The following is a 13500-nucleotide window of genomic DNA, read 5'->3' as shown; positions in this document are numbered from 1 at the left end:
AAAACACAATGGCACATACTATTAAACCGGGCGTAGCTACAGGAGATCAAGTACAAGAAATTTTCAATTACGCAAAAGAAAAAGGATTTGCACTTCCGGCAGTAAACGTTACTGGATCAAATACAATCAATGGTGTCCTTGAAACTGCAGCAAAACTTAATGCTCCTGTTATCATTCAGTTTTCTAATGGAGGAGCACAATTTAATGCAGGTAAAGGACTTTCGAATGTTGGTGAAAAAGCAGCTATAGCTGGCGGAATTGCTGGTGCATTACATATTCATACTTTGGCGGAAGCTTACGGAGCAACCGTAATACTGCACACGGATCATTGTGCGAAAAAATTATTACCTTGGATAGACGGCCTATTAGATGCTTCCGAAGCACATTTTGCTAAAACCGGAAAACCATTGTTTTCGTCTCACATGATTGATTTATCTGAAGAGCCTATCGAAGAAAACATCGAAATTTGCAAAGGCTATTTAGAACGAATGAGTAAAATGGGAATGACATTAGAGATCGAACTTGGAATCACAGGTGGTGAAGAAGATGGTGTAGACAACTCTGATGTTGATAGTTCTAAATTATATACACAACCGGAAGAAGTTGCTTACGCATACGAAGAACTTTCAAAAGTAAGCCCAAGATTTACAATTGCTGCTGCTTTTGGAAACGTACATGGAGTGTACAAACCCGGAAATGTAAAATTGACTCCAAAAATCTTGAAAAATTCTCAGGATTTTGTTCAAAATAAATTCAATACAGGATCTAATCCAGTAGATTTCGTTTTCCACGGTGGTTCTGGTTCTACATTAGAAGAAATAAGAGAAGGGATCAGCTACGGGGTAATAAAAATGAATATCGATACTGATTTGCAATTTGCATTTACAGAAGGAATTCGTGATTACATGGTTAAAAATATTGACTATTTGAAAACTCAAATTGGAAACCCAGAAGGCGCTGATGTTCCAAACAAAAAACATTACGACCCAAGAAAATGGTTGCGTGAAAGTGAAGTTACTTTCAACACAAGACTTGAGCAAGCATTTGCTGACTTGAACAATGTGAATACATTATAAAAATAGTGGTCCGTTTTTAGTGTTCAGATCTCAAATGCTGATAATGGAACACTAAAACTGATTACAAAACACTGAATACCTGATTACTGAACACTGAATACTAAAGAAATGGCTTGGTTTAAAAGAAAAGAAAAAGGGATTACTACCGCTACCGAAGACAAAATGGATATTCCAAAAGGACTTTGGTACAAATCTCCAACCGGAAAAATCATTGATGCCGATGAACTAGCTCGCAACTTATTTGTGAGTCCCGAAGATGGTTTTCATGTCAGAATTGGAAGTGCTGAATATTTTCAAATCTTATTTGACAACAATGAATTTGTTGAATTAGACAAGAATATGACATCTAAAGATCCTTTGCACTTTGTTGATACCAAGAAATATGCAGATCGTTTGAAAGATGTAATGGAAAAAACCAAACTCAAGGATGCAGTACGCACGGGAGTTGGAAAATCAAAAGGTAAAGATTTAGTTATTTGCTGTATGGATTTTGCCTTCATTGGTGGTTCTATGGGTGCAGTTGTAGGTGAAAAAATAGCGAGAGGAATTGATCACGCCATCAAAAACAACATGCCCTTTGTGATGATTTCAAAATCAGGTGGAGCCAGAATGATGGAAGCTGCCTATTCTTTAATGCAATTAGCCAAAACATCTGTTAAGTTAGCACAACTTGCCGAAGCAAAACTGCCTTATATTTCGTTATGCACAGATCCAACAACTGGAGGAACAACTGCTTCCTACGCGATGCTAGGTGACATCAACATATCTGAACCAGGCGCATTAATAGGATTTGCTGGCCCAAGGGTAGTACGAGACACAACTGGTAAAGATTTACCAGAAGGTTTTCAGACTGCTGAGTTTTTACTCGAACATGGCTTCTTAGACTTTATCACACCAAGAAAAGAATTGAAAGACAAGATCAACTTGTACATTGATTTGATTCAGAACAATGATATTCGATAAATAAAATCCCAAGCAATTGGGATTTTATATTTGCGCTACATTCTCTTTATACCAAACAAAACAGCTTCCAAAAAAATATTGGAAGCTGTTTTTTGTTATGCCATTATATTTAAAATTAAGTGTTTACAAAAAAGGATTACACAAACCTGAGTTTTTTATATCCCGGTACGAATAGCCTCCACCGGATCTAATTTAGAAGCTGCAATTGCGGGTAGAATTCCGGATATTAGACCAATTATAGCCGCTAATCCTGTTCCTAGGACAATATTACCCATACTTAAGACAAACTCAAAGTCTAAGGCTTTTGTTACAATAAGCGCAATAATCCAAACTAAGAGCAATCCTATCAAACCACCAATAACTGATAATATTATCGCTTCAAATAAAAACTGAAATAATATAAACTTGTTTTTGGCTCCCAATGATTTTTGGATCCCAATCAAATTCGTACGCTCTTTTACAGAAACAAACATAATATTAGCAATTCCAAAACCACCTACAAGCAGAGAAAAGCCACTGATAACCCATCCTACAAGATTCATTTGCCCAAGGATACCATCAATAAGGTCAGTAAATCCAGAAAAAACATTAATGAAAAAATTATCTATTTCACCTGCTTTCAATCCCCTAAAGCTTCTTAATTTTTGTGCTATTTCTTCTTTATAAGCTGCCATGTCAGCTCCATTTTCAGGTTTAAAAATAATAACATTTGTCAAAGCAGTATTATTATCCCCGTATAGTTGTCGCACAAAATTGACTGGAATATAAGCTGAGGTGTCATTACTATCCCCAAACAAACCCGCTCCTTGTTTCTTCAAAACCCCAATGACCGTAAAACGATTTCCATACAACCGCACGTTTTTTCCAATGGGTTCTGCATCATCAAAAAGTGATTTTGCAATTTCATTCCCCAAAACAACAACTGTAGCTCCGGAATTGGCTTCGGATTCATTGTAAAATCGTCCGCTTTCAAACTCAAGACCCTGAATATCTATAAACTCCTGAGAAACAGGAACTATATTGACATCACTAACTGTTTTTGAATCAAATTTAATAGATTCTCTTCTGATAAATATTTGATAGGCCATTTGATCCGTGTTAGTCATTGCACCTTTCATATAGGTGTATTCATCATACTTCACATTAGGAAACTGTTCTCTTTTCCATTGTGGAATTTCCGAAGGCCCGAAAGAAAATTTCATCAAATAAATCGTATTTTTATCTAAACTACTCAAATCTTTAGTGATTTTTCTGTCCAAAGAATCTACAGCAGCGAGTACCGCTATAATAGAAAAAATCCCAATAGTAACGCCTAACAAAGAAAGCAGCGTTCGTAACTTATTGTTGCGCAATGCATTCATCGCAAAGCTAAAACTCTCTTTTAATAATCGAAGGTAAACTAACATACAATCTATTTAGTGTTAAGTAAAATTCTATAAATATTAATCAGAAACCTAATGAAAAATCGTTTCGTTACATTGTGAAAGCGCTATTTTTATGTTTCCCGTTGCAATAGCCGTAAAAATTACAATTATCTCAATTTCAAATGGCTTAATTTTGACATTAAAAAACTATTTTTGCATTTTATAACTATAACTACATAATGAGCACAACTAAAACAATTCAATCTGCATTAATCTCCGTCTTTTCAAAAGAAGGATTAGAACCTATAGTAAGACAACTAAACAGTCAAAATGTTACACTTTATTCTACTGGAGGGACTGAGGATTTTATAAAAAATTTAGGAATTCCCGTAATACCCGTTGAAGATGTGACCTCTTACCCTTCTATTTTGGGTGGAAGAGTAAAAACATTACACCCAAAAGTCTTTGGTGGAATACTAAATCGCCAAGATAATGAGAGTGATGCACAACAAATGCTAGAATTCAACATTCCACAAATTGATTTAGTCATTGTTGACTTATATCCTTTTGAAAAAACGGTTGCTTCAGGAGCAAGTGAAGCAGACATCATTGAAAAAATAGATATTGGTGGTATTTCTTTAATTCGTGCTGCTGCAAAAAACTTCAAGGATACCGTAATTGTGGCTTCGGTAGATCAATACGGCTTGCTTTTAGATTTAATTATCGATCAAAATGGCGCCACAACATTGGAAGACCGAAAATTATTGGCAACAAAAGCATTTCATGTTTCATCGCATTATGACACTGCAATTTTCAATTATTTTAATACTGACGAAACCATTTACAAAGAAAGTATTCCTAACGGTCAAGTGCTGAGATACGGTGAAAACCCACATCAAAAAGGATTTTTCTTTGGAGATTTTGAGGCCATGTTCAACAAAGTGCACGGAAAAGAATTATCATACAATAATTTGTTGGATGTAGATGCGGCTGTAAATTTGATAGCTGAATTCAACAATGACGGCCCTACATTTGCCATATTAAAACACAACAACGCTTGTGGTTTAGCGACACGAACAACTATTACTGAGGCCTATTTAGCCGCATTAGCTTGTGACCCGACATCTGCATTTGGAGGTGTTTTAATTTCCAATACTAAAATTGATGCAGCGACTGCAACAGAGATAAACAAATTATTTTGTGAGGTGGTCATTGCCCCCGAATATGATACTGAGGCCCTGACTATTTTACAAGAAAAGAAAAACCGAATCCTATTAGTTCAGAACGAGGTTGCGTTACCCCAAAAAACGGCACGAACCTGCTTGAACGGACTTTTAATTCAAGAAAGAAATACGGTAACTGACAATAAAGAAGCCTTAAAAACCGTTACCATAACAGCTCCTACTGAACAGGAAATTCAGGATTTAATTTTCGCTTCCAAAATTTGTAAAAACACCAAATCAAACACGATTGTTTTTGCTAAAAACGGAACACTTATTGCATCCGGTACAGGACAAACATCCAGAGTTGATGCCTTAGTACAGGCGATAGAAAAAGCTAAAAATTTTGGATTTGACTTACATGGAGCCTCAATGGCAAGTGATGCATTTTTCCCTTTCCCAGACTGTGTTGAAATAGCTAAAAAAGCAGGTATTACTGCGGTAATTCAGCCAGGCGGATCCATCAAAGACAATTTGAGCATTGACTATTGCAATGAAAATAAACTTGCAATGGTATTTACGGGAACGCGTCATTTTAAACATTAATTTGTTTAACTTTGTGCGTTTCAAATTTATAACATTTTAACCCCAAAAAATTTATGGGATTTTTTGATTTCATGACTGAGGATATCGCGATAGACCTTGGTACCGCTAATACTTTAATCATACATAATGATAAAGTTGTAATAGACAGTCCATCAATTGTTGCCAGAGACAGAGTTTCTGGTAAAATCATTGCTGTGGGCAAAGAAGCCAACTTGATGCAAGGTAAAACACATGAAAACATTAAGACAATACGCCCTTTGAAAGATGGTGTAATTGCTGATTTTGATGCTTCAGAAAAAATGATAAGTATGTTTATCAAAAGCATACCCGCGCTAAAGAAAAGAATGTTTACTCCTGCGTTAAGAATGGTCGTTTGTATTCCCTCTGGCATTACCGAAGTGGAGATGAGAGCCGTAAAAGAGTCTTGTGAAAGAGTAAACGGTAAAGAAGTATACCTAATACACGAACCTATGGCAGCAGCAATAGGTATTGGTATTGATATTATGCAACCAAAAGGAAACATGATTGTAGATATAGGTGGTGGAACAACTGAAATTGCCGTAATCGCCTTAGGTGGTATTGTTTGTGACAAATCAGTAAAAATAGCTGGTGATGTATTCACAAATGATATCGTATATTATATGCGTACCCAACACAATCTTTTTGTTGGAGAAAGTACAGCTGAAAAAATAAAAATTCAAATTGGCGCAGCAATAGAAGATTTAGAAACACCTCCTGAAGACATGTCCGTTCAAGGTAGAGATTTACTTACTGGTAAACCAAAACAGGTAGAAGTATCGTACCGAGAAATTGCAAAAGCATTAGACAAATCAATTCAAAGAATTGAAGATGCCGTTATGGAAACGTTATCACAAACTCCCCCAGAACTAGCTGCCGATATATACAACACAGGAATCTACCTTGCCGGTGGAGGCTCCATGTTAAGAGGTCTTGACAAGCGAATTTCACAAAAAACTGATTTACCAGTTTACATTGCAGAAGATCCGTTAAGAGCTGTAGTAAGAGGGACAGGAATGGCACTAAAAAACATTGCTAAATTTAAAAGTATTTTAATCAAGTAATTTGTTATAGCTACTCTTGTCAATTTACAGGACTGAGATAGCATCCAGCAACAACTATTAGATTCCAAAATAAAACAGACAGCTATTTATATTATACCGTTAGAAAATGCAGCAAATATTTAATTTTATTTTTAAAAACAGTAATCGGTTACTGTTTTTGCTGCTTTTGGGTATTTCATTATCCCTTACCATTCAATCCCACTCCTTTCACAGAAGTAAAATAATTAGTTCTGCAAATTTTCTAAGCGGAGGTGTCTATGAAAAGGTAAACAACCTTAATGAATATTTGAATTTAAAAACTGAAAATGAAGCACTCGCGCTTGAAAACGCAAAATTAAAGAGTCTTATATTTAACAAAAAAGATACCACTGCAATAAAAAAACTAGACAGTCTAAAAGGGATCGAATCAGGAGATATATTAGTATCTAAGGTAATACACAATTCTTATAGTACTCACGAAAATTATTTAACCTTAAATTCAGGAGAACTAGAAGGTGTGAAACCAGACATGGGCGTTATAAACAGCTTAGGAATTATAGGAATCATAGAAAATACCTCCCCTAATTATGCCACTGTGATTAGCATTTTAAATAAGAAATTTCAAATTAATGCTAAAATCAAAAAATCCAATCATTTTGGATCTTTGATATGGAACGGAAAAAGTACTGGCTTTGTACAATTGATAGATGTTCCTAGATTAGCCGCTATTAGAAAAGGAGATACCATTGTAACAGGGGGGCAATCTGTAATATTTCCAGAAAACATCAACATAGGAACTATTGACAAAATAGAAATAGACAATCAGACTAATTATTACACCATAAATGTTAAATTATTTAACGATATGACAAATCTAGGTCACGTTTATATTATAACGCGTAAAGATCGTGAAGAAATTATTAATTTAGAAAAAAGAAATAAGGATGAATAGCGCACTATTAGTCAATATTTCCCGATTCCTTTTGTTATTAGCAATTCAGATTATCATATTTAATAACATGAATTTTTTTGGGTATATAAGCCCATTTCCTTATGTGTTATTTATCATACTTTATCCCGTAAATGGAAATAAATCAGGACTACTAATTGCTAGTTTTTTACTAGGCCTTATCATGGATATGTTCAGTAATTCTGGAGGAACACATGCGACCGCTTGCTTAGTATTAGCCTACTTTAGACCTTCTGTTTTTAAGTTCTCCTTTGGGTTAAGTTATGAATACCAAACTATAAAACTGAATGATGTATTAACCCCAGAAAGATTTTCTTTTTTATTACTATCGGTTACCATTCATCATTTTACGATGTTTTTGCTGGAAGCTTTTCAATTTAGCTTTATTTTAGATGTCGTATTACGAACTTTATTGAGTACCATATTCACACTCCTTATTTGCATAATTATAATATACCTTATTAAGCCTAATAAAAGATGAGAAAAGCACTATTGCCTTCCCTAATCATTCTTGCTACTTCTTTACTAATATTGCGTATTTTTTATTTGCAAATAGTGGATGACACCTTAAAGTTAAAATCTGAAAATAACGCAATTAAAAAAAAATATGAATATCCTGAAAGAGGCTACATCTATGACCGTAAAGGCGTATTAATGGTTGCGAACCAAGCATCTTATGACATTATGGTCATTCCTAGAGAATTAAAAAACACAGATACTTTAGAACTTTGTCAATTGTTGAAAATTTCAAAAGAAGATTTCATTAAAAGAATTGAAAAAGCTAGAATATATAGTCCGCGGTTACCCTCTGTTTTTTTATCACAATTGAATAAAAGTGAATTTGCAGCTTTTCAAGAAAAAATAAGAAAATATGAAGGTTTTTATTTTCAAAAACGTTCCCTTCGTGATTATGAAGTAAATTTTGGAGCCAATGTTTTTGGGGGCATCACTCAGGTAAATGAAAAACTAGTAGCCAAAAATCCATATTACAATAGCGGTGATTTAATTGGAAGACAGGGAGTTGAAGAAAGCTATGAAGATCTTTTACGCGGGGTAAAAGGGGTTAAATACATTCAAAAAGACAAATACAATAGGGAAATTGGCTCCTATAAAGAAGGGAAATACGACACTATAGCCGTGCAAGGAGAAGATATAAATCTTACTATTGACGCCGAACTTCAAAAATACGGAGAGGAATTGATGATTAATAAAAGAGGCGGAATTGTTGCTATAGAACCTCGCACTGGCGAAATACTAGCACTGGTAACCGCTCCTTCTTATGATCCAGGAATATTGGTAGGAAGACAACGCTCTAAAAACTACACCCAACTATACCATGATTCAATAGCAAAGCCACTGTATGACAGAGGATTACTAGCTGAATATCCGCCAGGATCACCGTTTAAAATTTTAACTGGCTTAGTTGCTCTACAAGAAGGTGTAATAGATGAAAACACAAGCGTATCCTGCAATAATGGTTTTAGTTATGCAAGAGGTCGATTTATGAGATGCCATTGTAGAGGAGGTTCTCTTCAGCTGCACAGAGGTATATATGAATCTTGCAATTCCTATTTTGCCACAGCGTATATGAAGACAATAAACAAATATACAAAACCGGCCACAGCTGTTGATGTTTGGAGCAACCACATAAAAAGCTTTGGACTGGGACAATTTATGGGATATGACTTACCAACAGGTAAAAGAGGAAATATTCCGGATTCTAAAACATACAAACGCATCTATCCAAATGGAGGGTGGAGAAGTACCACGATCGTTTCTAATTCAATAGGACAGGGCGAAGTTCTAATGACACCCATACAACTTGCTAACATGATGGCAACTGTTGCAAATGAAGGTTATTATTACACCCCTCACATCATCAAAAAAATTGAAGGCCACAAAATTGATAAAAAATTCACGACAAAACACACCACTACCATCGACAAAAAACACTTCAAACCCATAATTAGCGGTTTGTTTGATGTGTACAACATGGGGACTGCTAGCGCACTTAAAGTCGAAGGAATAGATATTTGTGGTAAAACCGGTACAGCTGAAAATTTTGCTAAAATTGGAGGCAAAAGAATTCAACTTAAAGATCATTCCATATTTGTAGCTTTTGCACCAAAAGACAATCCGAAAATTGCCATTGCTATCATGGTTGAAAATGGGGGATTTGGATCAACAATAGCGGGACCAATTGCCAGTTTGATGATTGAAAAATACCTAAGACAAAAAATCACAAGGATAGATCTGGAAAAAAGAATACTTGCAACCAGCTTACAAAGTCAATATGCCAAATTAGGTGGACTTTCTGACGCAGTCAAATTGCAATTACGCATTAGCGACTCGCTTTTAAATAAAAGAACAATTCCTGCCGTAAGGATTAAAACAGATACCTCAAAAGTAAAAAAACAAGTTATTTAAATGTAATGAAAAACCAAAGTATCACAAATAATATTGATTGGATAAGCATAATCATCTATGCGGTATTAGTTATTTTGGGCTGGTTAAATATCTATTCCTCCTCTATGTCTTCGATGCAAGACACCTATGAAAAACAACTGATCTTCATCGTATTGACCATTCCATTAATATTCATAATACTCTCGGTTGACGGGAAATTTTATGAGAAATATGCGAGTATCATCTTTGGAGTATCACTACTCACATTAGCCGGGCTGTTTTTATTTGGCAAAACAATTGCTGGTCAACGTTGCTGGTATGCTATTGGAAGCTTCACGATCCAGCCTTCTGAATTTGCAAAAGCAGCCACTTCATTAGCATTAGCCAAATATTTGAGTGACACACAAATTAATTTAAAAGAAGTCAATAGACAAATACAGGCTCTTGCCATAATCTTCCTACCTGTGCTACTCATTTTGCCTCAGCCAGACCCTGGAAGCGCATTGATATACAGCATATTCATCATTGTTTTGTATCGTGAAGGACTTCCGGCTTGGTATGTTTGGACTGGATTTATTACAATTCTTTTATTTGTGTTTACCTTATTATTAGAACCAGAATATGTAATACTTATTGGATTAGCAATTATAATATTGGTTCATTTCAAATCAAGACTGGCAGACCGAAATATTGTTTTGAGCAGTATTATCTTTGCCCTGATTTCTGGATTTGTGCTATCTGTAGATTATGTATTTGACAACCTGTTCAAACAACATCACCGAGATCGTTTTAATATTCTTTTAGGAAAAACTGTTGACCTCAAAGGAATTGGATACAACACCAATCAATCCGAAATAGCCATAGGATCTGGAGGCTGGTTTGGAAAGGGATTCCTAGAAGGAACACAAACCAAAGGTGGTTTTGTACCGGAACAACACACGGATTACATCTTCACAACTGTAGGCGAAGAATGGGGATTTCTGGGTTCTCTGGCTGTAATCGCCCTTTTTGCCTGTTTACTTCTTCGAATAATATACCTTGCCGAAAGACAAAAAACAAAGTTTAGCAGAGTATATGGTTACTGTGTTGCAGGCGTACTTTTTACTCATTTCTTTGTAAACATAGCCATGGTAGCCGGTATTTTCCCCACCATAGGCGTACCCTTACCTTTCTTTTCCTACGGAGGTTCCGGTCTTTGGGGTTTTACAATATTGCTTTTTATATTTATAAAAATGGATGCCAATAAAGTAAATGAATGGTAATTTGACAAATTTAAGACAAAAGTAATCCACGAACCTCACTATGGATTATTACTCTTTGTTTTTGAATCAAAGACCTAAACAATAAATATATTTATCTTATTGTTACATTGAATTGAATCCTAAAGTTATACGTCAATACCAAAATTCAGATGGTAATTTGCAATAAATCCGGTCTTTTTCAGTAACATTTTAGCACACTAAATTGATAGATAAACAGCATTGATTTACTTATCTAGTCTCCTTCACTGAGTTACAAAACTCGAAAAAACAATTACCCAAATAGAAAAACCCTGTACGTTCTTAAGAATGTACAGGGTTTTTCTATTATTATTGACTGAAACTTGCTGAAAAACTACCTAAGATTTCGCTAATTTATCTTTTTTAATTTTAACAGGAATGCTTTTTTTAGAAATTGCTTTTGATTGCAAATCTTCTAATACATTCAGTGCTTCCTCAACATAAATATCTTTTGCTAAAGCTTCATGCCATCTTTCTCTTTTTTCTTTTAAAGAAGCGTCTTTATTAATTGCATCTGCTTCATGAGGCAGTGAAGTAAACGTAAGTAGATTTTTGTAATCTACAATTGGTTTGTATTTTTTAGCTTTTTCTTCAATTTCAGATTGTGCGATTTTAAATGTATCAATATTCAAACTATACACATTCTCCTCGCTTCTACTATCAATCCACTTCGCATTCTCTTCAATTAATTGAAACTGTGCATTTTTACTAATACGGTTTTTGCTATTTGTTATCGCCTGATTAAAGTTGTCATTATTAGTCCAAACACTGTAGTCAGCCCGATCAATTTTGTCCCAAGGCATTGCATTATCCATATCGCGCTCTCCCATTTTCAAGTAGGCATAACGATCCGGCATAACGATGTCACTTCGTACCCCATCTAGTTGAGTAGAACCACCGTTGATTCTATAAAATTTTTGTGTGGTGGTCTTAATAGCACCTAAATCCCCAACGGAGCTACTGCGCACAAACTGGTTCAGGTCAATCACATTTTGAACGGTTCCTTTACCGTACGTTTGTTTGCTCCCAATTATAATTCCTCTTTTGTAATCTTGAATTGCAGCTGCTAAGATCTCAGAAGCTGAGGCAGAAAAACTATTCACCATAATTACTAAAGGGCCATCCCATTCTATTTTTTTATCTCGATCGTACAACACTTCTTTTTTTCTTCCTGCTGATTTAATTTGAACAATGGGACCCTGCTCAATAAATAAGCCTGCAATATCTACAACCGTGGATAATGATCCGCCTCCGTCATCGCGAACATCAAGAACAATTCCATCAACACCGGATTGTTTCAGTCGCTCGACTTCAATAGCAACATCTTTACCGGCATCTCTACCGTCTTTATTTTCAAAATCAATATAGAATTTAGGCAAATAAATTATCCCATATTTCATCCCGTTTTTATTCACGATACTTGACTTGGCGTACGTTTCCTCAATTTCAACAATATCTCTGATAATAGAAATAATCTTGATTGTTCCGTCTACTTTTTTAACTGTAAGTCGGACTTCCGAACCTTTTGGTCCTTTAATTTTCTTTACCACATCATCAAGCCGCATCCCAACAACATCAACTGAAACTCCGGAGCCCTGCCCTACTTTCATTATTAAATCTCCTGCTTCCAGTTGTTTCCCTCTCCATGCGGGACCACCGGAAATAAGTTCCGAAATCTCAGTTAAATCATTTTTCTTTTGGAGACGGGCACCAATTCCCTCTAACTTTCCGCTTATACTTACATCAAATCGTTCTTTTTCTTCGGCAGCAAAATAATTCGTGTGCGGATCAAAACGAGCCGTAATAGAATTTATATACACAGAAAACCAATCATTTCTATCCAAATCTTTTATAAACCCAAAATATTCATCTAATGATTTTCCAGAATTTCTTCTGGTTTCTTTTTCTAATTCTTCAAAAGTCTTTGGTTTATCTGGGGTTACCGTGCTGTCCTTTGCTGTTTCTTTAGAAAGTTCTTCTTTTAATTTTTCCTCTTTTTTCAGTATTGCAGCATCCAGTTTTGCCTCATTAGTCTTGTTTTCTTGTAAAGCCAAACGATCTACCAGAGAAGAAAGAGTTGATAATTTAATTTGCTTACGCCATTTATCCTTTAATTCACTTGCACTCTTAGCATAGGGAGCCTTTTCATAATCTATATTAAAGCTTTCATCAACAGAATAATCAAAAGGCTCACTCAAGACATCCTTATAAATCTTTTTACTCTCTTCCATTCTTTTCATCAAACGATCATAGGTAAGATTAAAAAAAGACAAGTCTTTATTCAACAACTGATCGTCTAACAACAACTCAAATTTCGAAAATTCATCGATATCGGATTGCAGGAAAAAACGTTTAGATGGATCTAAAGCCTCAATATAATCTTTATAGATTCCTTTTGAAAAAGTATCGTTAATATCGGCAGGACTGTAATGTCCCTTCTGGATTACAAAAGTCAATAACTCTAAGAGCAATTTATCTTTTTCAGGGTCGTTCTCTTTTGATGCATTATATTTAAAAGCAAACAATGTTAACGAAAGGCATACAACAACAAGTATGATTTTATAATTTCTTTTCATAAAGCTAAGAATTGTATTCATGAATTTTTAATCTAAAT

10 protein-coding genes are annotated in these 13500 nt (G+C 35.0%); 8 read left to right on the top strand and 2 right to left on the bottom strand.

Going from position 1 to position 13500, the window contains the following annotated elements; all coding sequences use genetic code 11:
* Positions 1-8: 8 nt before the first annotated feature.
* Positions 9-1076 carry a class II fructose-bisphosphate aldolase gene (gene fbaA, locus EKM03_RS10945; RefSeq protein WP_126457458.1) on the top strand — a complete coding sequence of 356 codons (1068 nt, stop codon included), beginning with the start codon at positions 9-11 and terminating at the stop codon, positions 1074-1076.
* Positions 1077-1184: 108 nt separating this feature from the next.
* Positions 1185-2039: an acetyl-CoA carboxylase, carboxyltransferase subunit beta gene (gene accD, locus EKM03_RS10940; protein WP_126457459.1), complete on the top strand. Its 855-nt coding sequence runs from the start codon at positions 1185-1187 to the stop codon at positions 2037-2039.
* Positions 2040-2194: 155 nt separating this feature from the next.
* Here the strand turns inward: accD and EKM03_RS10935 are convergent, their stop codons facing one another.
* A complete protein-coding gene (locus EKM03_RS10935) occupies positions 2195-3445 on the bottom strand; it encodes an ABC transporter permease (protein WP_126457460.1) in 1251 nt (416 codons plus the stop codon).
* Positions 3446-3642: 197 nt separating this feature from the next.
* Between EKM03_RS10935 and purH the strand changes: the two genes are divergently transcribed.
* The 6 genes from purH to rodA all read left to right on the top strand — a co-directional run bounded on the left by purH (position 3643) and on the right by rodA (position 10868).
* Positions 3643-5169, top strand: a complete 1527-nt coding sequence (gene purH, locus EKM03_RS10930) for a bifunctional phosphoribosylaminoimidazolecarboxamide formyltransferase/IMP cyclohydrolase (protein ID WP_126457461.1) — start codon at positions 3643-3645, stop codon at positions 5167-5169.
* 53 nt (positions 5170-5222) lie between these two features.
* Complete coding sequence (locus EKM03_RS10925; protein ID WP_126452939.1) at positions 5223-6251, top strand: rod shape-determining protein; 1029 nt, start codon at positions 5223-5225, stop codon at positions 6249-6251.
* 106 nt (positions 6252-6357) lie between these two features.
* A complete protein-coding gene (gene mreC / locus EKM03_RS10920; RefSeq protein WP_126457462.1) occupies positions 6358-7182 on the top strand; it encodes a rod shape-determining protein MreC in 825 nt (274 codons plus the stop codon).
* Positions 7175-7681, top strand: coding sequence for a rod shape-determining protein MreD (locus tag EKM03_RS10915; protein ID WP_126457463.1), 507 nt, complete (start codon positions 7175-7177; stop codon positions 7679-7681). The genes mreC and EKM03_RS10915 overlap by 8 nt, the downstream gene beginning before the upstream one ends.
* A complete protein-coding gene (gene mrdA, locus EKM03_RS10910; RefSeq protein WP_126554942.1) occupies positions 7678-9627 on the top strand; it encodes a penicillin-binding protein 2 in 1950 nt (649 codons plus the stop codon). Before EKM03_RS10915 ends, mrdA begins: the two co-directional genes overlap by 4 nt.
* 5 nt (positions 9628-9632) lie before the next feature.
* Positions 9633-10868, top strand: coding sequence for a rod shape-determining protein RodA (gene rodA / locus EKM03_RS10905; RefSeq protein WP_126457465.1), 1236 nt, complete (start codon positions 9633-9635; stop codon positions 10866-10868).
* Between the two features lie 356 nt (positions 10869-11224).
* On the opposite strand, the gene EKM03_RS10900 is transcribed toward rodA, so the two are convergent.
* Complete coding sequence (locus EKM03_RS10900) at positions 11225-13483, bottom strand: carboxy terminal-processing peptidase (protein WP_126562107.1); 2259 nt, start codon at positions 13481-13483, stop codon at positions 11225-11227.
* Positions 13484-13500 lie beyond the last annotated feature (17 nt).

Origin of the sequence: Flavobacterium sp. GSP6 (genome assembly GCF_003984855.1) — a bacterium.
Lineage (GTDB): Bacteria > Bacteroidota > Bacteroidia > Flavobacteriales > Flavobacteriaceae > Flavobacterium.
Note: the sequence above shows the minus strand (reverse complement) of the source record. Positions and strands in the feature narration are given on the sequence as shown.

Coding starts and splice junctions, on each gene's coding strand:
- fbaA (WP_126457458.1), top strand. CDS start 9: ATGGCACATACTATTAAACCGGGCGTAGCTACAGGAGATCAAGTACAA.
- EKM03_RS10925 (WP_126452939.1), top strand. CDS start 5,223: ATGGGATTTTTTGATTTCATGACTGAGGATATCGCGATAGACCTTGGT.
- mreC (WP_126457462.1), top strand. CDS start 6,358: ATGCAGCAAATATTTAATTTTATTTTTAAAAACAGTAATCGGTTACTG.
- mrdA (WP_126554942.1), top strand. CDS start 7,678: ATGAGAAAAGCACTATTGCCTTCCCTAATCATTCTTGCTACTTCTTTA.
- EKM03_RS10900 (WP_126562107.1), bottom strand. CDS start 13,483: ATGAATACAATTCTTAGCTTTATGAAAAGAAATTATAAAATCATACTT.
- EKM03_RS10935 (WP_126457460.1), bottom strand. CDS start 3,445: ATGTTAGTTTACCTTCGATTATTAAAAGAGAGTTTTAGCTTTGCGATG.
- accD (WP_126457459.1), top strand. CDS start 1,185: ATGGCTTGGTTTAAAAGAAAAGAAAAAGGGATTACTACCGCTACCGAA.
- EKM03_RS10915 (WP_126457463.1), top strand. CDS start 7,175: ATGAATAGCGCACTATTAGTCAATATTTCCCGATTCCTTTTGTTATTA.
- purH (WP_126457461.1), top strand. CDS start 3,643: ATGAGCACAACTAAAACAATTCAATCTGCATTAATCTCCGTCTTTTCA.
- rodA (WP_126457465.1), top strand. CDS start 9,633: ATGAAAAACCAAAGTATCACAAATAATATTGATTGGATAAGCATAATC.